General features: G+C 64.9%; 19 protein-coding genes and 4 pseudogenes. 13 read left to right on the forward strand and 10 right to left on the reverse strand.

Features of this window, described 5'->3' with window-relative positions; all coding sequences use genetic code 11:
- A pseudogene (locus AC5RWU_RS17660) lies at positions 1 to 197 on the forward strand (recombinase family protein); the annotation flags it as partial.
- A gap of 350 nt (positions 198 to 547) precedes the next feature.
- On the opposite strand, the gene AC5RWU_RS17665 reads toward AC5RWU_RS17660, so the two are convergent.
- Entirely contained in the window at positions 548 to 826 is a 279-nt protein-coding gene (locus AC5RWU_RS17665) for a hypothetical protein (protein ID WP_494032926.1), read from the reverse strand.
- Between the two features lie 792 nt (positions 827 to 1,618).
- Here AC5RWU_RS17665 and AC5RWU_RS17670 point away from each other — a divergent pair.
- Complete coding sequence (locus AC5RWU_RS17670; protein WP_494032925.1) at positions 1,619 to 2,812, forward strand: MBL fold metallo-hydrolase; 1,194 nt, start codon at positions 1,619 to 1,621, stop codon at positions 2,810 to 2,812.
- Between the two features lie 395 nt (positions 2,813 to 3,207).
- Here the strand turns inward: AC5RWU_RS17670 and AC5RWU_RS17675 are convergent.
- Positions 3,208 to 3,794: pseudogene (locus AC5RWU_RS17675) on the reverse strand (recombinase family protein).
- 743 nt (positions 3,795 to 4,537) lie between these two features.
- Here AC5RWU_RS17675 and AC5RWU_RS17680 point away from each other — a divergent pair.
- Complete coding sequence (locus AC5RWU_RS17680) at positions 4,538 to 4,747, forward strand: hypothetical protein (protein WP_494037116.1); 210 nt, start codon at positions 4,538 to 4,540, stop codon at positions 4,745 to 4,747.
- Positions 4,748 to 4,932: 185 nt separating this feature from the next.
- Here AC5RWU_RS17680 and AC5RWU_RS17685 read toward each other — a convergent pair whose 3' ends face one another.
- Positions 4,933 to 6,276 (reverse strand): GntP family permease, encoded by a 1,344-nt coding sequence (locus AC5RWU_RS17685; RefSeq protein WP_494032923.1) that lies wholly within the window; start codon positions 6,274 to 6,276, stop codon positions 4,933 to 4,935.
- Positions 6,277 to 7,638: 1,362 nt separating this feature from the next.
- Between AC5RWU_RS17685 and AC5RWU_RS17690 the strand changes: the two are divergent.
- Positions 7,639 to 7,985: pseudogene (locus AC5RWU_RS17690) on the forward strand (glycogen debranching N-terminal domain-containing protein); the annotation flags it as partial.
- A gap of 60 nt (positions 7,986 to 8,045) precedes the next feature.
- Here the strand turns inward: AC5RWU_RS17690 and AC5RWU_RS17695 are convergent.
- A pseudogene (locus AC5RWU_RS17695) lies at positions 8,046 to 8,344 on the reverse strand (recombinase family protein); the annotation flags it as partial.
- Between the two features lie 27 nt (positions 8,345 to 8,371).
- On the opposite strand from AC5RWU_RS17695, the gene AC5RWU_RS17700 reads away from it, so the two are divergent.
- The 3 genes from AC5RWU_RS17700 (at position 8,372) to AC5RWU_RS17710 (ending at position 10,727) form a co-directional block, all read left to right on the forward strand.
- Positions 8,372 to 9,031, forward strand: coding sequence for a DNA alkylation repair protein (locus AC5RWU_RS17700; RefSeq protein WP_494032922.1), 660 nt, complete (start codon positions 8,372 to 8,374; stop codon positions 9,029 to 9,031).
- Between the two features lie 151 nt (positions 9,032 to 9,182).
- Positions 9,183 to 9,899 carry a hypothetical protein gene (locus tag AC5RWU_RS17705; protein WP_494032921.1) on the forward strand — a complete coding sequence of 239 codons (717 nt, stop codon included), beginning with the start codon at positions 9,183 to 9,185 and terminating at the stop codon, positions 9,897 to 9,899.
- A gap of 51 nt (positions 9,900 to 9,950) precedes the next feature.
- Positions 9,951 to 10,727: a CPBP family intramembrane glutamic endopeptidase gene (locus tag AC5RWU_RS17710; RefSeq protein ID WP_494032920.1), complete on the forward strand. Its 777-nt coding sequence runs from the start codon at positions 9,951 to 9,953 to the stop codon at positions 10,725 to 10,727.
- A 153-nt stretch (positions 10,728 to 10,880) separates the two neighbouring features.
- Here AC5RWU_RS17710 and AC5RWU_RS17715 read toward each other — a convergent pair whose 3' ends face one another.
- Positions 10,881 to 11,294, reverse strand: a complete 414-nt coding sequence (locus tag AC5RWU_RS17715; protein WP_494032919.1) for a hypothetical protein — start codon at positions 11,292 to 11,294, stop codon at positions 10,881 to 10,883.
- 393 nt (positions 11,295 to 11,687) lie between these two features.
- Here AC5RWU_RS17715 and AC5RWU_RS17720 point away from each other — a divergent pair, with 393 nt between their 5' ends.
- Positions 11,688 to 12,038, forward strand: a complete 351-nt coding sequence (locus tag AC5RWU_RS17720) for a hypothetical protein (RefSeq protein WP_494037117.1) — start codon at positions 11,688 to 11,690, stop codon at positions 12,036 to 12,038.
- Between the two features lie 275 nt (positions 12,039 to 12,313).
- Here the strand turns inward: AC5RWU_RS17720 and AC5RWU_RS17725 are convergent, their stop codons facing one another.
- A complete protein-coding gene (locus AC5RWU_RS17725) occupies positions 12,314 to 14,158 on the reverse strand; it encodes an FAD-dependent oxidoreductase (RefSeq protein ID WP_494032917.1) in 1,845 nt (614 codons plus the stop codon).
- A 454-nt stretch (positions 14,159 to 14,612) separates the two neighbouring features.
- Between AC5RWU_RS17725 and AC5RWU_RS17730 the strand changes: the two genes are divergently transcribed.
- Positions 14,613 to 15,140 carry a hypothetical protein gene (locus AC5RWU_RS17730; protein ID WP_494032916.1) on the forward strand — a complete coding sequence of 176 codons (528 nt, stop codon included), beginning with the start codon at positions 14,613 to 14,615 and terminating at the stop codon, positions 15,138 to 15,140.
- A 119-nt stretch (positions 15,141 to 15,259) separates the two neighbouring features.
- Here the strand turns inward: AC5RWU_RS17730 and AC5RWU_RS17735 are convergent, their stop codons facing one another.
- Positions 15,260 to 15,598, reverse strand: a complete 339-nt coding sequence (locus AC5RWU_RS17735) for a VOC family protein (RefSeq protein ID WP_494037118.1) — start codon at positions 15,596 to 15,598, stop codon at positions 15,260 to 15,262.
- Positions 15,599 to 15,727: 129 nt separating this feature from the next.
- Here AC5RWU_RS17735 and AC5RWU_RS17740 point away from each other — a divergent pair, with 129 nt between their 5' ends.
- The 3 genes from AC5RWU_RS17740 to AC5RWU_RS17750 are packed head-to-tail and all read left to right on the forward strand — an operon-like array spanning position 15,728 to position 17,663.
- The gene (locus AC5RWU_RS17740; protein WP_494032914.1) at positions 15,728 to 16,765 is read left to right on the forward strand and encodes a hypothetical protein; all 1,038 of its coding nucleotides are present in this window, start codon (positions 15,728 to 15,730) and stop codon (positions 16,763 to 16,765) included.
- A gap of 15 nt (positions 16,766 to 16,780) precedes the next feature.
- Entirely contained in the window at positions 16,781 to 16,975 is a 195-nt protein-coding gene (locus AC5RWU_RS17745; protein WP_494032913.1) for a hypothetical protein, read from the forward strand.
- Positions 16,950 to 17,663: an MBL fold metallo-hydrolase gene (locus AC5RWU_RS17750; RefSeq protein WP_494032912.1), complete on the forward strand. Its 714-nt coding sequence runs from the start codon at positions 16,950 to 16,952 to the stop codon at positions 17,661 to 17,663. Before AC5RWU_RS17745 ends, AC5RWU_RS17750 begins: the two co-directional genes overlap by 26 nt.
- A gap of 187 nt (positions 17,664 to 17,850) precedes the next feature.
- Here AC5RWU_RS17750 and AC5RWU_RS17755 read toward each other — a convergent pair whose 3' ends face one another.
- Positions 17,851 to 18,270, reverse strand: coding sequence for a hypothetical protein (locus AC5RWU_RS17755; RefSeq protein WP_494032911.1), 420 nt, complete (start codon positions 18,268 to 18,270; stop codon positions 17,851 to 17,853).
- Positions 18,271 to 18,313: 43 nt separating this feature from the next.
- On the reverse strand, positions 18,314 to 18,862 hold the full coding sequence (locus AC5RWU_RS17760; protein ID WP_494037119.1) for a hypothetical protein: 549 nt from the start codon (positions 18,860 to 18,862) through the stop codon (positions 18,314 to 18,316).
- 353 nt (positions 18,863 to 19,215) lie between these two features.
- On the opposite strand from AC5RWU_RS17760, the gene AC5RWU_RS17765 reads away from it, so the two are divergent.
- On the forward strand, positions 19,216 to 19,689 hold the full coding sequence (locus AC5RWU_RS17765; RefSeq protein WP_494032778.1) for a MarR family winged helix-turn-helix transcriptional regulator: 474 nt from the start codon (positions 19,216 to 19,218) through the stop codon (positions 19,687 to 19,689).
- A gap of 172 nt (positions 19,690 to 19,861) precedes the next feature.
- Here the strand turns inward: AC5RWU_RS17765 and AC5RWU_RS17770 are convergent, their stop codons facing one another.
- On the reverse strand, positions 19,862 to 21,700 hold the full coding sequence (locus AC5RWU_RS17770; protein ID WP_494032779.1) for a calcineurin-like phosphoesterase C-terminal domain-containing protein: 1,839 nt from the start codon (positions 21,698 to 21,700) through the stop codon (positions 19,862 to 19,864).
- Between the last annotated feature and the right edge of the window lie 222 nt (positions 21,701 to 21,922).

The raw sequence follows: 21,922 nt of genomic DNA on the forward strand, positions 1-21,922 counted from the left end.
AGCGGACCAGGGCAGGCATGGCCGCAGCCGCCGTCAACGGGCGCAGGGCCGGACGGCGGGAAATCACCGCAGGGGACCGGAACGTCCAACGCGCCCAGGAACTCAAAGCCCAGGGCCTCAAACCTGCCGATGTCGGCAGGATCATCGGCGCCAGCCGCGCCACCGTCTACCGGTATCTCAGCCTGAAGGACGACTGACGGGGAAGATCCTAGGCCGTTCCTCGGCCTTGAAGAGTGGCGTGCCTCAGCTTGAGTCCGGGTTCCCGGTGGAGAGTCCTGGATTTAGGACTGGCCTCCCGGTCTCTTGAGCAGCCTTGACGGAATTGGTCCGGCGTCGATCATTCCGGGGTCATCTACCTCAATCCTGCGTCAGCCAGGCAGAGATGGACTGCGTTGGTGCCGTTGATGGGCGGGACCGGCCTCGTGACGCGGGCCGTGCGTTCCTCCTGTTGCCTCGGGCAGCAGATATACGCGGAGTTGGCGCTCCCGCCGGGGCGGGGCGCAGTGAGGCCCGGCACCTGCGGGTGCCGGGCCTCACTGCAGAAGGCTTAGGTTGTGAAATAGAAGCGGTTGACGTGGAAGTACCACTTCCCGTAGGACTCGTAGCACGGTGCGACCACATGGTTCTGGACGGCGTAGAGGTAGCGCGTGCTTACACACTGCCACTTGTAGGTGAAGGGACCCATCTTGACATTCACGACCGGACCGTAGGACGCGGCGGCAGCCGGCGGTGCCGTGGCAACGGAACCAGCCGTGACGCCTCCGGTCACCAGCGCCAGAGCCACGAGGGGCCCCGCCAGATGTTTCCTGAATTTGACCAATGCCATTTCTTCATACCCCTTAGATGCGCAAAAAATCGGGGGCAGAAGAAAACGCGCGGCTGCCCCCGATCCAACGGTGAGTGTCCGCCGAGTAAACGCGGGATTAACAGTATTTCCCCTAGCCAGAGGCTGTTTTCCGCTTCGGCGACATGAGTCTCACACAGTGGGGTCAGGCTGTCAAAGGCGGCCGGGTGGACCGGAGAAACAATTCCTCCGCAAAATGCCGGCAATTCATGCTGGGGCGGAAGACGTTATTACAGTCAGCCGGAGCGTGAGGCCACCGCGCTGAGATTCGCTATGAGGGCCTGTCCGCCCCGAAATGTCAGGTTGAAATCCATGACCTCCGTCAGGGGGGATGTCCAGAAAAGAGACTCCGAACTCAGTTCTGACGTTCCTTGGCTACGAACCTGACGTCGGGTTGGGGTGTACTCCAATGTCACGCCCATGCCTGAGGAACACAGTTCTGATCCTGACTTTTGGGCTGCGGATGCACGGCCAGGTTGCGCCGGGGTGGGTGGAGCGTCTTCATGTCTCATTTCCGGGAAATGGAAACCAGCTTGGGCGGTAACGGTCAGTCGGCATCACCGCGAACCCTGCTGCAGCTGTAGTCACCGTTATTCGGCTTATATACGCAGCGTGTATCAATAGGGGTGAAACAAGTCCTTCACTTCCTTGCGGACCGCCTCTAGTGTGGATAGGCGTGGCTGCTGCCTGGGCGCTTTCCCGCGCCGGCGGCAGTTGTTAGGCCAGGGCCGAGCCGCTGCGTCGGCAGCCCGTGTGAATGCAAGGAGATCCCCCATGGCAAGGACGCCCGACAGCGGGCGCGTGTCGCGCCGCGCCGTTCTTGGTTCTTTATCCGTAGCCGGGCTGGCGCCGGCGTTGACCGGTGCGGCGCAGCTGCCGCCCCAGTCCGGTAACCCCCGTACCGGCCCGCGCCGCAAGCCGCTGAGGTCGGATGCGAAGAACCGGGTGATCCTGCTGGGAACCTCGGGCGGGCCCCCGTGGTGGATGGAGACGGACCGGGCAGGGGTGGCCTCCGCCGTCGTTGTCGGTGACCGCTACTACCTGATCGATGCAGGACACGGAGTCGGGCGCCAGATCAAGGACGCCCGGCTGGGCACCTGGGACAAGGACATGCAGGGGCCGCTCGACGGACTCCAGGCGGTGTTCCTCACCCACCTGCATTCGGACCATATTGCGGACCTGTACGGGATCCTGGGCACGGGGCTGCAGAACGGACTGTCCCGCAGGGACCGGCTCGTGGAGATCTGGGGGCCGGGCAACCGCGGTGCCCTGCCGGTGAGCTACAAGGGCGAGAAAATGACCGAGGTTGTCGCACCGGAGAACCCGACGCCGGGCACCCGGGAAACGATCGACATGATGGTCAGAACCTTCGCCACGGACTTCAACGACCGGGTCATTGACAGCGGCTATCCCACACCGGACAAGATCTTCGCCGGCCGCGACATCCCCCTGCCGGCGCAGTATGCCAAGGACCCGAACGGAAACCCGCATCCGCGCATGACCCCGTTCAGCTTCTATGAGGATGACCGGGTCAAGGTATCGGCAACACTGGTCCAGCACGCGCCCGTATTCCCGGCGTTCGCGTTCAAGTTCGAGACGGACACCGGAACCGTCGTCTTCTCCGGCGACACAGGGCCCAGCGAAAACCTGGTCGAACTGGCCGCCGGTGCGGACATCCTGGTGCACGAGGTCATCGCCGAGCAGTGGATCGCTCAGCGCCACCCGGAGCCCCGCGATGCGGCAGCCGAAGCCGAGTACCAGCACCTCAAGGGCGCCCACACGACCATCGAAGAGGTCGGTGTGATCGCCGAACAGGCCGGTGTCCGCACACTGGTGCTCAACCACATGGTCCCGGGCAACTGGCCGGTCAAGGAATTCGAACGGGCCGGCGACAACTTCTCCGGCCAGCTGATCGTGGGCGAGGATCTGGATGCCATCGCCATCGGAGCGGCGGCGCGGGCACGGTAGCTTTCCGTCAGCTAACGACGCCGGTGCTTTCGGATCCGTTTCAGCGGAACCGAAAGCACCGGCGTCGGTTTGCATGCGGGGTTCAATGCGCCTCGTGTCGGGGCGGCAGCCCGAAGGGGGTACGTGCTGCCGCCAAAGTTGGTCTGTCGGTCCGGGTGAAGGCCACCCTCGGGCCTGAACCGGCGCCGTGAAAGGCGACCCGCACCATACCCATTGTGAGGCGCAGAGTTGCTTGCCTGACCATCCCGGACGGTCCCCTGCTCCTCCCGGTTCGGGGTGCCGGTTGCGCGATCATGGTCAGACTCCGATGAACCAGGTTTCGCAGGCGGTTCAGTGTCCTCCGGTGCGACGCCGGCGTAGTCGGCTGCCGGCACAGTGCCCGGTAGGGCGGATCGCTAAGGGGTTCGCTGGACGATCCGGTACACGGTACTGCGGGCGACCTTGAAGAGCTCGGCGATCTCGGTGGTGGTGTGCTGGCCTCCCTTATAGAGGGAGACAAGATAGAGGGAGACAAGGTGGGCTTGCTGGCTCCTGGTGAGTTTGGGCTGTTTGCCGCGCAGCCGTCCCTTGGCCTTGGCGACCTGCATGCCTTCGCGGGTGCGGGCGCGGATGAGGTCGGATTCGAATTCGGCGACCATGGCCAGGACGTTGAAGAGCAGGCGGCCGACGGGGTCGGTGGGGTCGTGGATGGATCCGCCGATGCTCAGCTTCACTTTTTCTTGGTGAGCTCTTCGACGATGTCGCGGGCGTCGGGCAGGGAGCGGGCGAGCCGGTCGAGCTTGGTGATGACCAGGGTGTCGCCGGCGCGGACGGCGGCGAGGGCCTCGCGCAGGCCGGGCCGGTCGCGGTTGGTGCCGGTCAGTCCGTGGTCGGTATAGATCCTGTCGTCGGGTACGCCGAGGGCAGCGAGGCCGTTGCGCTGGGCCGTGAGGTCCTGCTCATTGGTCGAGACGCGGGCGTAGCCGATGATGTGGGCGGTCATGGAGGCAACTGTAGCGTTTAGGCTACCCCGGATTCTGTTGGTCGAAGCAACACCCGTTCCAGGGAGTGGCTTCGATGTATCAGCAGTTCGATTCGCCTACCGGTCTCCGGTTTCTCGCTTTTATCCGCGAGGGCAGGGGTCTCAAACCTTCGGCCCGCGCAGCCGGGATAGGGAAGGAAACAGGTTACCGGTGGCTGCGCGATGAGTGCCTCAGGCTCCGTGGGGAAGGCCTGGATCATGCGGCAGCCCAGATCGGGCTTGGGTTCTCCTCAGGCCGTGCCGATGAGTGGAACGAGCGGTTCCTGGAAGAGAGGAACGGTCGCCATCACTTTCAAGTGGAGCCCGCGGTCGAGGAAGCGTTCTGGTCTTCCTATCTGGGCGGAGCGGTCCTGGAAGCTGCCGCCGCGGCCGCCGGCGTGAGTCGGGCGACCGGTTACCGGTGGCTTTACGGCCGTTTCATGTCGCTGCGGGCCATGCTTCCGGCGGCGCAGGAGCGCGAGGATCTTCGACTGTCACCGGGCACCTCCGCTGCTTGGGAGGCGCGACGGAAAAAGCACTTGAGAGCCGAAAAGGCCCGCTTGCAGCAGGCCGGCCAGGACGGGATCCGGCAGTCCCGGCTCGTCGCCGAGAGGGTCGCGCTGTCCCTCTCGCCGGCACGGAAGCGGCGGGCCCTACGAGAGACACGGTACTGGGAGCTGGTGCGGTCCGGGGCTTCGAATGCCCAGGCCTGCAGGATGTTGGGTATGAGCAGGCACATCGGGACCCGGCTGAGAAATCAGCGGGCAGAACAACCGCAGGGGCACGCCGGTCCGTCATCTGGGCGGTATCTGTCCCTGCGGGAACGGCTGCAGATCGCTGACCTGAACACCAGGCCCCGCAAGAGCCTGGGCTACCTCACCCCGCAGGCACTGTTTCGGGTCGAGAAAAAGCGCATCCCGGCCACCGCCCGATAGACTCGAACACACCCGGCCAACCTGCCGGATTCACCTCAGCGTTGCATCGACCACTGAAATCCGCCCTACCTTCACCGGGCTTTTTTGCGGGCGGGGTATACGCGAATCAGGGGAGGGTCAGGGGGTGTCGCGGTGGAGGACCGGCTTACAGGACCGGCGCATTGGGAATCACCCGCGGCCCTGCCCTATGCGATGAGCGCCACCGCCATGACCATCGGCAGTGAGACCACCGAGGCGATGGAGGTGGCCATCGTCAGCGTCTTGAAAGTCCCCTGAGTCGACAGTCCGAGCAGCGACTTGAACATCCAGAAGAAGTTGCTGTTGACCTGAAGAGCGAACATCGCGCCGGAGGCGATGGCGAGGCCGATGACGATCGGCGAGACGTTGATCGACCCGAGTACCGGACCGATGATCCCGGCGGCCGTGATGGCCGCCACCGAGACCGACCCGATCGCCAGGTGCAGCACTGCGGCGATGAACCAGGCGAGCAAGATGCTGAGGATGACCGGTGCCGCTGCGTCGGCAGTGAAGAGGTCGGCCAGGGTCGTTTCGAGCCCGGTCTCCCCAATGACAGCGCCCAGCGACCCGCCGATGCCCGTGATGAGCAGGATCTCGCCGGTGGTGTGGAAGCCCTCGCTCATTGCCGTGTCCGTGCCCTTCGAGCCCAGGGTGCGCCGGCAAAGCATGTAGGCACCGAGCAGGCCGACGAAGAGCGCGAAGTTGGCGTCGCCGAGGAAGGCGATGAAGTCGTTGGAGAACTCGAACAGCTCCGCGAAGGCACCGAAGGCGATCATCACCAGCGGCACGAGGATGGGCAGCAGGCAGACGAGCAGCGGGGGGGTCGCGGTGTCCTCCTCGACGAGCTCGGTGGTCTCCAGCTCGACCATCGCCTCATCGACCTCTTCGTCCTTGGCCGCTTTCCAGTAGCGGCCGCGCAGGAGCAATCGGAAGATCAACGTCGTCACGATCGCGGTCAACGGGCCGAGCACGAGGCCGTAGATCAGCCAGATGCCGAGTGGGATGCTTAGCAGGCCCGCGATGGAGACGGCGGCCAGTCCCGGGATCACGAAGACGTAGCCGGCGAAGATTCCGGTCCCGAGCGCACCGGCCATGTGCGGCAAACCGGTCCGGCCGATGAAGGGCCCGCTTGAGCGCGCCACCGGAGAGGCCAGCACGACCTGCACGTCCACGTAGATCGAGGGGAAGATCATCGACATCGCAGCCGTCAACGCGTACGGGAGCCGGCGCGCACCGACACCGTTGACGAGCATCGTTACCATCTTCCGGAAGGCGCCCATCGCATGGAGCATCGCCCCGATGAGCACCCCGAAGCCGATGAGCAGGCCGACCTCGCCCATGATTTCGCCGAAACCGGTGGTGACCGCCATGATCGTCGCCGTGAAACCGACACCGGTCGCGAGGCCGAGGTAGAGCGAACCTATGATCAGCGAGATCACCGGGTCGACCCTGATCTTGATGATGAGCAGGACGATAACGACGATGGCTATCACGGTGTGAAGGGCGATCATGGCCTGCTCCTGCCGATTCGGGGAATGGCGAGGTCATTCGGCAGCATCGCCACATCGACCCCACACTCTGGCGACTCTGGCGCTGATCGGGGCTCCGCCGTGCGGCCCTCAACGACGAGCTTGCCGTTGATATCAGTACGAACACTGCGGTGTTCCCGCAAGAGTGGACACCGGGTTCTACGCGCAAACATCGTTGATGTACCTTACTCCCAGGTAACCCAGTTCATACTGGGAGGTCGGCAGTGTCAAGGCTCGGAAGCAACATGGGGTCTGCCGAGAAGGATCCGGTCGAAGGACTCCCGAGCCCAGCTTAGCGCGGCGCCATTTATCGAGCCTGGATCAGCCGACGTTCCTGATTGGAACGGAAGAACCGCCATTCCAAGCTGCGGCTAACCAGACTGCCGTCGCAGGTGTAACCGCTGCGGACGGACTGAGCAATCGGCAGCCCGGAGCCGGTCCTCTTTTTATGTACAGGAAGTCGGACTGTGTCAGCACCCGGTTATCATTCCAACCCCACTAGTGGAATTGCATACTGTGTCGGTGCCTTGGTCTGTTGCGGAGCCCGCGATGAGACCGTAAGCAGCCGCACGCGATGGACCGAAAAGACACTGCAATAACCTCGAAGTCGCTCGAAGAGCCCCTTCGGAACAGGTTTTTACTCCGTCTGACTGCGTGTGCCGCAAACACCGATAGCGGAAACTACGAAAGCTTGTCCCGCCGGATTGGATACAAAGCACCGTTCGGCGTTCCGTAAAATACAGCAGTGCTGCGTGGGGGGAGGGTCGGGCTATCCGCTTGGCCGGTCAACTAGGCGCAGACCTGCGACGGCGGCCGTACCGAGGATCTTTCGTGTCGTGCTGTTCATGATGCTCTCCCATGTCCTGTCTGCCGTCCGGGCCGGCCGTCCGTCGTCGAGCCGATGCTTCCCCGGCGCTGTCGATGCCCTTGGCTCTGAGGCTTCCGGGTGAGATGACCATGAGAACCTCGGGAAGCTTTTCTCATGAGGACGCCCCTGTGGTCCACGCCGCGAACCGACACCGGCAAGGATGCCGATGACAGCCCGACGAGGGGACAGGACATGGTGCGGTGCACGGGCGGAAGGAGGGGTTCAGGAGTCGCCTGATTCCCGGGAAGGAATGGCTTTGGCTCCGATGTCTGCAGGCTGGGGCGTTGTCAGGCCTGCAGACATCGGAGCCTCGAGGTCATCATCGTCCGCTCCCATGCCTGACGGCTCCGCAATAGGGTCTGGTTTCAGGGAGTGGACAGGCGTAGCGTCGATAGACAAAGTCGGCGAGGCGCAGTCCTAACTGGAGTGATTTGCGCCGGGAGCACCGGTTTCAGTCCATCACATAAGGAGCTGGAATGGCTGGGTGGAATGCTGATACGGCTGCCGGGCCGCTGGGGGCCGGCACGGTCACCTTGGTGGAGGGTTCGTCCTTCTGCGTCTCCTTCCCGAACGGGGACATCCATCCGGAATATCCGCACGGGGTCTTCTTCCAGGACACCCGCATTGTGTCGCGCTGGAATCTGACTGTTAATGGCCAGTCGCTGGAGCCGCTGGCGGCGGAGACGAAGGAGCCGTACCGGGCGTTGTTGCCGGCCGCGTACCCCGCCCGGGGGTATGCGCCGCCGCGGCCATCGTCGAACGGGTGGCGAAGCTCTATTCGGAACGGGTTGATGAACTCGCTGCGATAATCACTGCGGAAATGGGTAAGCCCATCAGGGAGGCGCGGGGCGAGGTCAAGCTAGTCTCGGCTATCTTCTCCCAGCATCGGGGAGTCCTCCCAGGTGAAGACCAGGTTTTTCTTGACGAACTCCACCCGCACCCGCTTGCGGGTCAGCCGCTGGACGAGGGAGCGCAGGTCATTCAGGTTCCGGGCCAGCCAGTCCATGCTGTGCACGAAGACGGTGTCGCCGTCGCGGGCGAAGCGGAGCAGTTCGGTCAGCTAGGGCCGGGCTGTGTCCCGGCCGGAGGATCGTCGGTGAACACCCGGTCCAGGACCTGGCCGTCGAGTTGGCCCTGCTCGTTCTGGTCCAGGGTGTTCACCCACACGTATTCCTGTGACAGACCGCTGGCAAACGGGAGAATGGTCGGGTGAGTGAGGCCGGCGAGTTCGTGGATGCTGCCCTTCAGCGTGAGGGGATCTGGGCCCGGGCAGAAAGTGAGCAGGCCCGGCTGGGCAGCGACCTGCGTTTCTACGGTGCTTCGGTGGGGGCGGTGCGGGCGGCGATCCGCGACGCAGCCCGCCGCTACCGGGACATGCCGCATGACGAGATCACCGCGCTGGCTTCCGAACTGTGGGCGGTGCCCGTATTCGAACGCCGTCTGGCGGCCATCGTTCTGCTGCAATCGAACCTCTCCCTGCTGGACAACTCCGATCTGACGCGCCTCGAGGGATTTGTGCGGGGAGCACGGTTGCCTGCCTTGGCCGATCCGCTGGCGGTCGATGTCATCGGTCCGATGATCGAGGGGCTGGACATACCGGGCAGGGCGCGCGCGGATGCGGTCGTCAACCGGTGGGCGCGCGACGGTGACGTCTGGCTGCGCCGCGCCGCCGTGATGTCGCCCCTTCGGGCGCTCCGGGCAGGCGGAGGGGACTGGGCCGGGTTCACCCGCCGTGCTGCGGCGATGCTGGCGCAGTTTCCGGACGGCGACGGCGGCGGCGTCGTCTGCGAGGCCATCGTCTTCGTACTCGGGGAAGTGGCGAAAACCAGGCCGGAACTGCACTTCCCGCCGCTGGCCGTAGGCCGCTAGGGCCAGGTAGTTTGACTAGGTAAACGGCTGCCCGAGTTTGAGGATGTCGTCGGCGGGGCTGTGGTGTCACGATGGTGGTATCAGAGTGGCGGCGCCAGGAGGCGATCCTCCTGGACGGGGCAGAGGCCACCCAGGGGCGAAGGAGTCCGCCATGTCCACCAGTCCTGTGGGTTTTCGCCGGATCACGACCGCTGCGGCGCTCATTGTTGCCGGCATCTTCAACACCGTCGCGTTCGCCGTGTGGCCGTGGGGGCGGGACGGCACCGAGGCCGCCTTCGTCGAGGCCGTCACGGGCAGCTCCTCGGCTGGCCAGCTCGGGCCATTACTGCTGCATTACGGTTTTGTGGCGCTGGCGGCCGGCCTGCTGGGGCTGCTGGAAATGCTGCGGCCCGGCCCGGCGGCCTGGGGGCATCTGGCCGGGGTGCTGGCCTTTATCGGCGTGGTCAGTTTCCTGCCGTCGGCGCAGATCTTCTGGTTCCTGCGCGCCGCCGAGACCGCGCAGGTCCCCGCCGCGCAGCTGGCCGCCATCGCGGGGGGATACCCGGGCGGGCTGGCGCAGACCGCGATCTACCGCCCGGCCGTGTTCATCACCCTCGTGGCGGTCCCTGTCTTCCTGCTGGCGCTGTGGCGCAGCGGTGTCGTGTCCTGGTGGCCGGCTGCGGTGATGTTCACCGGCATGGCGCTGCCGGTCTTTTTGCCCTACGGTGCCCTCTTCCCGACTTTGGCGGCCGCCGTCCAGGCCGTCGCGCTGATCTACATCGGCCTGCAGGTACTGGATGCCGGCAGCAGCCCGCGCAGGGCCCCGGAGCCCGGAACCGGCAGACCGGCGCCGCGCAAGGGAACCGAAACCCAGCCCGGACCGGCCTGAGTCATTCCAGGATTTGCAGGTTCTTGCGGAGTGAATGTGTGAGGGGAAATCATGACGGACAGTACCGGACCTTTGAACCAGGACGTCGGCGACAGGTCACACGGAGAAGACCCCGGTGGTCCCGGCGAGGATTCCCCAATAACTCTTAGACAGGCGAGCTGGGCGCTGCTCTTTGTTGTTCTGTACGTGGCTGTCTTCACAGGCGCAGTGTTGGCGGTCGGTCTGCTCGACGTCGTTCATTTCACGCCCGGGGCACTGATCATGCTGCTCCTGCCCGGAGCGACCGCTGCGGGCATGCTCGCGCTCTATGTCCACCTCATCCGGAAGCATCGTCTGGGCCTGGGCGTGCTTGGGTTTAGGCGGCTCACGCCAAGGATGTTCCATTTGTTCTGGCAGATCCCCTTGGCCATTGTGTCTGCGGCCTTTTTTCAGCTGCTTTTCCTGGCTGTTCTTGCCGCTCTGAATGTCGATATCGCAGCGGCAGGCTCCTCCAACGATGCCCTGGCCGGCATCGCCGAGCTGCCGGCACCGTCCGTGGTAATCGCGTTCATTGTCATTGTGGTTCTGACGCCATTGTGGGAGGAAGTGTTGTTCAGGGGCGCTTTCCTCAGCGGCTTCCTGCGGCGGTTTAAGCCTTTGGCAGCGATCCTGCTGTCCGCGGCACTCTTCGCGTCAATCCACCTGGTGCTGCTCTCCGTCGCGTACCTCTTCGCCTTGGGGGTTGCACTGGCGCTCCTTCGCCGCTTCCACCGGAACCTCTGGGCGCCCGTGCTGCTTCACGCCACGAACAACGCCCTGGTAATGCTCCTTATATTTACGGTCGCCTGAATGACGAGCCGGCTTCTGCACGGGACAGTATGGCCTCGACTGTCCTCTTGAGCAGTACCGGAGGACCAGCCCCACAAACCTTCCGGTCCGCTCCGGAACACGGAATTCTGCCTCTCTGAGTTTCTGTAAATCCGTGGGCTGCTGGTGCAGCGCTCAGGCGGCCATGAGACTGTCGGCCGGGGCCGGCACCGCTTCTGCTGCTTCCAGGGGAGCCAGCAGAAGGCTGTACTGGATGGGAGTCAGCAGTTCGGGATGGGCCAGCGCCAGCTGGGCCAGGTGCAGGGCAGCAACCATCCAGTACGTTCCGGCGATGGTTCCCATGGTGGCGGTGACCAGTGAGCGGAGGGCTGCTGTGTCGACCGTCGGGAAGTATGCGGCCAAGGCGATCCGGGCCGCACCATGCTCGACGTGCCGCTGGACCCTGCGGTCCCTGGCGGCCAGGGCATACAGCTGGTCCGTCGTCCATCTGCGGCCCAGAATCCGGCCTGCATAAGGTGGTTCTCCTGCCGCGGTCGTCCTTCCGACAGCGAGGACATCGGTGACAACGACTGTGGTGTTTTCCATCATTTCTCTCCCCAGGTGTCCTGCTGAGGGATCGCCTTAAGTTCCTGCTCCGCCAGAGCCAGACCGGCGGGTTTGGCCTGGCCGAAGCCATGCTCAAAGCCTAGGGGCCGGGGGTGACAGTTTCGGACGAGGTCTCCCGACGGAGAGGTGCAGAACCTGACGAACTGATTGCCAGTAGTAGTCGGCCGCTTTCTCAGAACGACCCGATGACTTGGAACTCGCCCTATCTCCGACAAATTGTGAACGGGACTGCCCCCGGTATCTGCTCCGGGTGGCAGGATGAGATGAAGACTCAGACTGCCGGAATCGATGCATGCTTGGGGGGTACTTTTGACGCATGACCATGGATCCGCTTGTTCATCTGCAGACAGGTCCGATTGTCAGCAGCAGCCTTCGGTGTCCGGGGTCCGGATTGCCGCTGGGATACTCGCGATACTTCTCAGTCCGCCGATGGGTCTCGTCGCAGTGGCGCTCCTGGCGGGTGGGGCGAATATTGTGAGCGGCCCGGTCCTGATGGCAGTGGCCGTGGCATTGTTAATATTCGGGATTCTTCAGATCATCTGGTGCCGGGACCGCGACAGGGCCCTGCCGGCTGCCCTCCTTGCAACGGTGCTCGTCGCGGTCCTAGCAGGAGTCGTTGCCAGGCTTGGCGGCACTTTCGTCTTAACCACCTTGGGCTGTGCCTCGCCGTTAATCGTCCTGGCTGTCATCGCACTTGTCGGAGCGAATAAGGTGCCCGCCAGCTAGCGGAAATCCGCCGGCAGACCAGCGGAATCATGTTTGGGGGGGAATCGGGATTCCACCCTCTATTGAGATGGCAGGAAAGCATCGTCCGGACGGGGGTTGCATCGCTTGATGGCGGTCCCGGAAGAGCAGAGGCGTCTCGAAGAACTTGTCGCGGAGTGGGACCAGTCACTGAAGGACGAGTGAGGGGAGGAAGCCTTCCGGAACAAGCGCGGACGCTGACGCCGGCCGGTCGCCTCGGAAAGCAACCAGCCGGCCGTCATACGTGTTTTGAATGCTTAGCCCACCAGCTCCAGCAGATCGTCGACGGACTCGCCGACGTCGGTGCTGGAGCGGCTCAGCAGCGAGGAGAGGACTTCGAAGAGCGCCGTCTGAGGGTCCTCGACCATGTTGTGGGCCCGCCAGCCGATGTGCTTGTCCGGGCGGACCAGGATGACGCCGTCTTCTTCGATTTCACGCTGCCGCAACCAGTCTCCGTACAGATCCTGCACCTCGAGGCCTTCGCCGATGACCACGGCCTTGAGCTCGATGCCCAGCCGCGCGCCGACCTGCTCTGCGGCATCGGCCCAAGCCCGGCCGGTGATGCCCGTGAAGATGGTGAACTGGGTTCCCTTGGCGATGTCATGCGTCGAGAACTTCTTTTGCTGGTCGCCGATCCAGGCGTGCGGCAGGCGCAGGCCGGGGTAGGTGGACTTTTGGTGGTGCAGCAGCGGGTCCTCCGTCGGCTCCGGGCGGGTACCGCCGTCCGATACCACTGCGCTGGACTCGTAGAACTGGCCAATCTCGGTGCCCTGTGCATTGAACTCGTAGTCCTTGTTGTCCAGGGCAGCGCGTAGGGCCTTGCGGCGTTGGGCGCCTTCGGGCGAGTTCTCCTTGCGTAGCTTAAGCTTCTCAGTGAACTCCTCATCCGTGGCCGCATCAGTGACACCGAGGGCGTCGAAAATGGGCTTGTACTCACGGCTGGAGGCATTGGCCCGGGTGACGATCTGCTTTGCCACCGGCGCGCGTTCCACGGAGTACGTCTCCAGCAGTTCTTCTCCGGCCTGGCCCTTGAGCACTGCGGCCAGCTTCCAGGACAAGTTGTAGCTGTCCTGGATGGAGGTGTTGGAGCCCAGTCCATGGCTCGGCGGATGCTTGTGGATGGCGTCTCCGGCGCAGAAGACGCGGCCCTTCTGCAGATGAGTAGCGTATTGCTCGTTATTGCCCCACAGCGAGTAGCCAAGGATTTCCACGTCCAGGTCCTCGACGCCGACCAGGTTACGGACAATCCGGATGGCTTCCTCATCGTCCAGCACAGGCGGCTCGGAGTTGATGTCGAAGCCCCAGCAGACCAGCCACTCGTTCCACGGGCGGACCATGCGGACCAGCCCCGCGCCCAAGCCCCCGATGTTGGAGCCGGGGTGGAAGACCCAGTACAAGATGGACGGGCGGTGTGCGGCCAGATGGGACAGGTCCGCCTTGAACGTGATGTTCATGGAACCGCCGATGTCCATGGCACCTTCCATAGGAAGTTCGATGTCGGCCGCCACCTTGGAACGCGCGCCGTCGGCACCAATGAGGTACTTCGCGCGGATGGTGTATTCATGCCCGGTGAGCCGGTTCAGTACCTGGACGCTGACACCGTCGTCATCCTGCGTGTGGGAGAGGTATTCGGTGGAGAACTGCGTCTGGGTACCGCGCATCGTGGCGTTCTTGAGCATGATCGGTTCCAGCAGAGTCTGCGGAATGTCACAGGGCATGGCAGGGGAGGCCAACTCATAGTCGGCGCGGCGATCCGGCCGCAGGCCCCACGTGGGACGGCGTCCGATTTCTTCGCCGGCCATGGACTCGCAGTAGACCGTGTCGCCCATCAGCTCATGCGGAACGGCCTCGGCCAGGACTTGCTCCTCGATGCCCGCGTCGCGCAGCACCTCCATTGTTCGCTGATTGGTGATGTGAGCCCGCGGGGTGTTGGCGGTCCAGCGGTACTTGGTGATCATGATGTTCGGGATGCCCTGGTTGGACAGGAACAAGGCTGCCGAGCTGCCGGCGGGGCCGGACCCGACAATCAGGACGTCGGTCTCGACAACGTTCTTGGTGGTCGGTGACGTGGTTTCGGTGATTCCATCATTGAAAACAGGCATTTCGGGCCTCTCTCACTCTGACTGGCGCACTCGGCTCCTGGGAGCGAGTTGGGGTTATCATGAGTGTTCCAAATCACAGGAGACTGCGGGGTCCGCGGCGGTGGATGTGGCCGCTGAGTGTCAAAAGCCGTCCGGTGAGTGCAAAAACGCCGGTCAGTCCGCTGCACCTCCTGCCGATGATCAGCAGCCCCAAAGACTGGAGCGCCATCAGGCCACGCCATTCGGGGGTCAAAGCTGTTAGCGGTAAATGCCGTCGTCTTTGCATGGGTATTTGGTGGTTCCAAGGGGTGCGCTGATAGGCTCCGTCGCCGGTCCGAGGGGCATGCCCGGGTGCGGTGGCGGGCCGGAAAATTTCTGAAATTCCTTCGATCGCCTTGTCCGCGCGGATCCGGCGGGTACCGGTGATGCTCCGGGGCGGGAACCGGCTTGAACCTGCCGGACCCAGCTTGTAACGATGGTCCGGCAAGCAACCACCAAGGAATTGGAGAACGCACAGCATATGTCGCTGAACCAGAACAAGGTTGGAAAAATTGCAGCAGGACTCGCGGTCGCCGGTGTGATGAGCGTGGCCGGGGCAGGAGCAGCCTCCGCCGATGACCAGACGCTGAGGGGTGAACAGACCGGCACTGAGCAGACCGGCACCTTCGGGCAGCCGGTCAAGCAGGCCGCCGCTCCGGTGGAGGAAGCCGCCGCTCCGGTGGGTGAGGCGGCTCCCGCCGTTACCGAACAGTCCGTCACCTCTGAACTTCCAGGCCAGAACCTCTGGCTGAACCTCACCCTGTCGCTGAGCCCGCAGGCGGGCACTCCCGCCCCGGCCCCTGAAGCCCCGGCTCCGGCTGTTCCTGAGTCCGCTCCGCTGGCTCCCGGAAACTCCGGTGAGCACCGGGCGGCCCTGCCGCAGCCGGCGCTTGAGAACAACCAGTCCCCCCAGGACAAGACCGTCCCGCAGGACGAGGGCAGCGAGACCGCTGACAACCTCTAACGTTTCGGTATTCCGCCGACAGGCCGGGTTTCCCACGGGGGACCCGGCCTGTTGCCGTCGGGCCGTCTCTGAGAGGCCGCGGATATTCGTGGCCGAACGCTTGGGCTGTGCCCATTTGCCTAGTTTGTGGGAGCCTCGGCCAATGACAAGCTGTTTCCATCCGGGTCAAGAACGACGACGTGGCGCACGCCGTTGTCGTAGGTTTCCACCGGTTGGTGCTCGACGCCGTGGGCGGCGAGGCGGGCCAGGATCTCATCGAGGTCTTCCACCCCGAGCGTGAGCAGAGCACGGCTGGCCCGGTCGGCATGTTCGACGACGAAGATCCACGCGGTCTCGCTGATCTGCCACAGCGCTTCACCGCCAACGACCTCGTCCACGGGGCGTCCGAAGAACACCGCGAACCACTCGAGCGCCACAGCCTTGTCAGTCACCGGCACGCCGGCGTACAGGTCTGTCATCGATCCCATGGCACGAAAGCATAGTCCGGGCCCGGTCGTTGCGAAGCCGGCGCGGCTCCCTCCTGAGGGGGACCGGAATGGCTCCTTCAGGGGATCTGCACGGCAGCGCTGTCGGGAAGGCTGGAAGCCATGAAGATCGAATCGATCAAACCAGGCACACCTGCCCGAGTCCCTGCCACTGACAGCGGCGCGTCGCGCCGTACCGGCCCGGTCCGGCTAGTGATCGGCTATCTCGCTATCGCCGCGCTGCTGCCCTACCTGATGCTCAAGCTGGCCTGGACCGGGGGCTCGACGATCGGCATTATCAAACAGTCGCCTGTCGACGACGGCGTCCTGCTGGGGGGCAACATCCTGACTGCCGCCTTGGAGGTGGCAGCGGCCGTCATCATCTTGGCCTTCACCCACAGCTGGGGTCTTCGAGTGCCCGCCTGGCTCGTGCTGCTGCCCGTGTGGGTCGGGACGGGCCTTCTTGCGCCTTTCATCGTCACCGGACCCGTTGTCGCGGTATCCCTGCTCACGGACGCGGCCCCGGTCGGGGATGGGTCCCTCGCGACGTGGGTGGGCTTGGTCGTCTACTCGAGTTTCGGCGCACAGGCCCTGGGCATCACTGCGGCGTTCGTGCTCTACGCGCGGGCTCGTTGGCCGCCCATCCTTGGGAGCCACGTCGGGGACCACCGCGCCGGACCGACCCAACCGGTCCTGGTCCTCGCCGCCTGGGTCGCCACCGGAATGCTCGCGGTCGTCGCCGCAGCCCGGCTGCAATGGGCTCTCGGCTCGACAGCGGGCCTCTCTCCGGACCTGGTCGCCGGCCGCGGAGTTGCCCAGCAGTTGGGCGATGCCGGGTTGGCGCTCTTCGCGACCGTGACGGCGTTGGGGCTGCTGAGCCTGGTACACCGGCGCGGCGCGCAGACGCCAACGTGGTTGCCGCTCACCTTCACCTGGGTGGGCAGCGGGGCGGTCTGGGCCGGCGGTTTGTACCCGATGGTCCTCCTGCTCGTCGGGACCGCAGGAGGCGGGACGTCGGGTAACGAGGGGCTGCTCGCCGGCGTCGAGTTCATCCAGGTGATTGCCGGCGTCGTAACCGCCATGACCGGCGCGATCCTGCTGGCAGAGCTTCACCATGCGAAGGGGTGGGCCGAGGACGCGCGCGTACTCCGGTCACCGTGAGATGGCAGCGTCATCATGACCATCACCGGATACATGTGGCGCGAGCTGCACGAGGCGCGGGCGCGAGACCTCATCCGCGATGCCGAGATCGCGGGCCGCCGGCGCCGGGCCGGCACCGACCAACGTTTCGGCAGAGGGAAACAGCAGATCGCGCTGGATCAGTCAGACACACAAGGAGAATCAGATGACGTCAACCCAGCTCACCCCTAACCTTTACCTCCTCCGGCTCTTGGGCTGGCAGGCCTACCTGTGGCGCGACGAGGACGGGATCACCCTGGTGGATACCGGACCGGCCGGGTCGGGCGATGCTCTGATGGCGGCGCTGGACGAGATCGGCGCGGCCCGCAGCCAGATCAGGCGGATCGTGCTCACCCACTTCCATGACGACCACGCCGGCGGAGCCGCCGAGATCGCCCAAAGGGGCGATGTCGAAGTCATCGCGCACCAGCGTGAGGCACCCATCATCCGCGGCGAGCAGCCCGGCCCGCCGCCGAACTTCACTGAGGCAGAGCTGGCGCTGCACGCCCAGGTTGCACACGACCTTCCGGCCGCACCGCCGTGCCGGGTGGACCGTGAAGTTGCTGACGGAGATGTTCTCGATATCGGCGGTGGGGCACTCGTTGTCGCCACCCCCGGACACACCGACGGCAGCCTCGCGCTCTACCTGCGGAGACCCCGCGTGCTCTTCACCGGGGACACCATTGCCGAGCATGACGGCCAGGTCATGTTCGGCGTCTTCAACCTGGACCGGGAGCGGACCGCCGAATCCTTCCGCCAGCTGGCCCAACTCGAATCTGACATTGCCTGCTTCGGCCACGGCCGGCCCATCCTGAGCGACGCCCGGCACGTGCTCCTTCAGGCCCAACCTGGCCATGCCCGTTCGGACGGCAGGTCCTGACCTGCCCAACATGGCGGGTGAAGCCGGGTGTCCGCCCACACACAGTGCGTCCGGAGCCGTCCGCTGGATAAACGCAGGTGCCGGCACCCACCCCAGGCTGATTGACTGAGGCGGGTGCCGGCACGTGGGTGGATGATTCCGACGGCGTGAGGCGCCCGGGGTTACATACCCTCCCGGAGGGCAGGGACTATCTGCGGGTTGTTGTGCCCGGGAGGCCCCGGTGCTGCGGGTGGGTGGCCGGTACCGCTTCCGCGGCTTCCAGGGGCGCCAGCAGCAGGCGGTACTGGAAAGGGGTCAGCAGCTGGGGGTAGGTCAGCGCCAGTTCGGCTAAGTGCAGGGCAGCGACCATCCAGTAGGTTCCGGCGCTGGTTCCCATGGTTTTGGTGACCGTCGAGCGGAGAACTGCTGTGTCAACAGACGGGAAATATGCGGCCAGAGCAGTCCGGGCAGTGCGGTGCTCGACGTGCTGCTGGACCTTGCGGTCCTTGGCGGCCAGGGCGTGCAGCTGGTCCGGCGTCCACCTGCGGCCCAGAATTCGATGTTCCCGGGGCCGATCTCCAGCTGGGGTCAGCCTTGCGTCAACGATGAAATCAGTGACAACAGACATGGAACTCTTTCTCCTGTTTGGCAGCGGCCGTTGCTGCGGTTCCTTAGCCCAGGAAGCGCAGCTGGCGGGGGCGCAGGGTTTCCCAGATCCGGGCGGCGCCCCAGGTGTGTCCGGCGCCGGTGGCGGCCAGGACCCACAGGGCTGCGGCGTAGATGATGTGCGAGTCGACCGCGGGGTGGTTGAGCAGGGGCAGGGAGGAGAGCCACATCATGGCCATCATCAGGGTTCCGCCGGCTGCGGCGGCGCGCAGGGCGATGCCGAAGGTGAGGGCGACGCCGAGGCCGAGCATGCCGAACATGTAGCCCAGGTCAATGCCGGGCATGCCGGCCATGGCGGCGAACATCGGGGCGAAGGTGCCCTCCAGGCTGCCCAGGTAGCCGCCGGCCGGTGAGCCGCCGGCGATCCAGGCCTGGTCGCCGGTGGTGGCGAAGCCCAGTCCGAAGGTCTTGTCCAGGAAGGCCCACAGGAAGATCGAGCCGAGCAGGATCCGCAGGACGGCCAGCGACCTGCGGGCCGGGGCGGACAGGGATGCCTGGGCCGGGGCGGGAGCGCCGGCGGTGCGCAGTTCCGGACGGGTGATGACTGCGGTCATGGGAAGACTCCTAGCGACTAATGCTAAATAGTTTGATGCCGAAATGTTCGACGTTGAACAATCATAAAAAGTGCCACTTCGTCCTGTCAACAGGAGCTCGGGGGCCGTGGCTGATTTGGGGCAGGAGCAGGGGTGGCGGGGGTCCGGAGCAGCGTGGAGTGCCCCTTGCTGGATGGGAGCTGAGCATTGAATGCGTAGCCAATGGGTGTATAGTTTGATATCGAAATGTTCAACTTGCAACGATCCTAAGCGCGGGTGGCCGGGCGCTGTCCGGTTCATCCAGCAATCGCAATGATCCGATGCAGTGAGCGCCATGAAGGGGGCCTGTCACTTTGGACAGGGTGGATGTTTATATGGACCAGTGGAAGCGTGAGCGGCCGGATCTCGATCCGGCGCCCATGGCTGTGATCGCGCGGCTGACCCGCGCCGGCGGCCTTCTTTCCGGCAGTATCCGGGACAACCTGCGGAGCACAGGCATTGAACCGTGGGAGTTCGATGTGCTGGCCACCCTCCGCAGGGCCGGCCCGCCGCACACTATGAACCCGAAAGACCTCGTGTCGACGACGATGGTCGGAGGGGCCGCCATGACTCGCCGCGTGGACAAGCTGGTGGAGCGCGGCCTCGTGTCCAGGAGTGTTGACCCGGACAACCGGCGGCGCCTGCAGATTTCCCTGACGCCTGCGGGCAGGGAGCTGATCGATGCCATCATTGCGGACCACATCGATAATGCCGACCGCTTCCTCAACGCACTGTCCGCTTCCGAACGGGAGGCGTTGTCCGGGCTGCTCAGGAAGGTTCTCGTCTCGCACGGCGATACCCTTCAGTAGCCTGCTGCTCCTTGCGGCCACCAGGTGGCCGACCGTCGGCGGGCAGCCAATGGAAGGCGACCCGCCGTCGTCGTACTTGAATAAACACAGGTGCCGGCACCCATCCCAGCCTGAATGGCTGAGGCGGGTGCCGGCACCGTGTCGGTGATTCCGGCGGGATGAAGCGCTGGAGTTACTCCGCGACCTGGAAGGTCAGGGTCTCGGTGAACTCCCGGCCGTAGACGTCGGTCGAGGTGACGGTGGCGGTGTGCTCGCCGGCGGCGAGGTCGGCGGGCAGTTCCAGCCGCCACAGGTGCATCATGCGGTCGGCCAGGCTGCCGCCGTGGACCAACTGCTCCTGGACGGCCACCGGGTCGGAGTACTCGGCGCCGACGAGCTGGCCTTCGCCCTGCATCTGCTGGGTGCGGACGGCCTCGATGGTCTGGCCGCCGTCAATCTGCACCTTGACCGTGGAACCGGTGCTGCCCATCCAGAAGTTGGTGGTCAGCCAGGTACCGCCGGCCAGGTCATCCTGGGAGACCACCAGCGGATCGGTGAACGCCGGAGCGGATCCCTTGTTGTCCACGTTCTCGGCGTACCAGGCGCGGTAGCGCGGGGTGTTCAGGCCCAGGGACATCTGCAGGGATTCGTCTTCGCCGCGTACGGTGAAGCGCTCCTGGAATTCAGTGTTCTTGATGTCCAGGGTGAGTACGCCCGGCAGGCCGCCGTCACGCTGGAAGGCGAGGGGGTAGCCCTCGGGCAGCTGGCGTCCGGAGTACCAGTCGCCGGAGATGGCGCCGGCGGTGATGTGCGTAAACGGCAGACCGTCGACGCCGAAGACCTCGGACCAGCCTTCCAGGGAGTCGCCTTCGCGGAGGTTCTCGATGCTGTGGGTGTGTCCGCCCAGGGCGACGACCTTGCGGCCTTCGAGGATCTTGTAGATCTCCTTGACCTGCTCGACCTGGTGCTTGGGGCTGCCCTGGTCGGCGTAGTCCAGCAGCGGGATGTGCGCGGCCAGGACGATCAGCTGGTTTTCCGGCACCTGGGCGATGTCGTTGCGCAGCCATTCGAGTTGCTTCTCGTCCAGCGAACCGGTGTAGTCGCCCTTGGCGGCCGGCTGCTTGGTCGGGTACTCGACGGTGTTCAGGGCCACTACGTGGGCCTTGCCGGCGTCGTAGGAGTAGTACTCAGGACCCAGGTTGGCCTTGAACGTGTCGAACGTGTGCTCGCTGCTGGTCGCATCGAAGTCAAGGTCGTGGTTGCCCGGCAGGAAGCGGGCCGGACCGTTCAGCATGCCGGCCAGTTCCCGGGTCTGCGGGTACAGGGACAGGTCGTCGCCGACCACGTCGCCGATGAACAGAGCGCCGCAACCGGCGTAGTCCGTGCGGGCGGCCAGATCGGCGAAGGCGCCGGTGCGGGCGTGCTCCACCTCGTCCTGGGTGTAGGTCTGGATGTCGCCGCCGATCACACAGTGCTGCTCAGGCGACTGGGTCAGCTTGCTCTTGGCCAGCGGGAAGTTCACCGCATCCGGCAGCGCGCCGGTGGGGGCGATGCCGCCGTGGCGCAGTTCCGGTGAGCCCTCCGGCAGGTGGTGGTAGAAGAACTGGGCGACGTTGTCCTCATCGACCGGCACCTGGTAGCCGCGGGGCTGGGTGACGAAGACGGTCATGTTGTCGAACGCCGGCAGTTCGTAGCGGCCCTGGCTGTCCGTGGTGGTGACATCGCGGCCGTTGGACACGGTCACGCCGGCCAGGCCGCGCTCGTTACTGTCCTGCACGGAGTCCTGGTCTGCGTCGACGAACGCGGTGCCGTCGATGACCTGCTGGTCCTCGTTGGGTCCTTCGACGACCTGGACATTTCCGCGGTAGGCCGTCGAGGCCCAGTCGGTGCCGGTTGCAGCAGCGGCGGGAGCGTTGCCGGGAGCGGCGGGAGCGGCGGGAGCAGCAGTGGCGGCGGGGGAAAGCAGCGCTCCGGCGGCGATGATGGCCAGGGTACTGGCGGTCAGGGCAACGGGGCGGGCAGAGCATCTCATGGACGGTCTGGTAATCGAGTGCACGAAGAACCTCCGGTCGAGTGATGTCGGCTGGCCCTTCCGGCCAGCCTCCGTCACTGTTCCAAAGCTGGGTAAACAGTTAACCACCAAAAGCCAACGGGGACTGGACGTGTTCGTAACAAGCTGGTCGCTACCAAAAGGCGATCCGCCGCCGTCGTACCTGTGGAAGCGGTGGTGGTCCCCGGCAGGCTGTGAAAGACT

It is taken from the genome of Arthrobacter sp. B0427-1-12 (genome assembly GCF_059092905.1).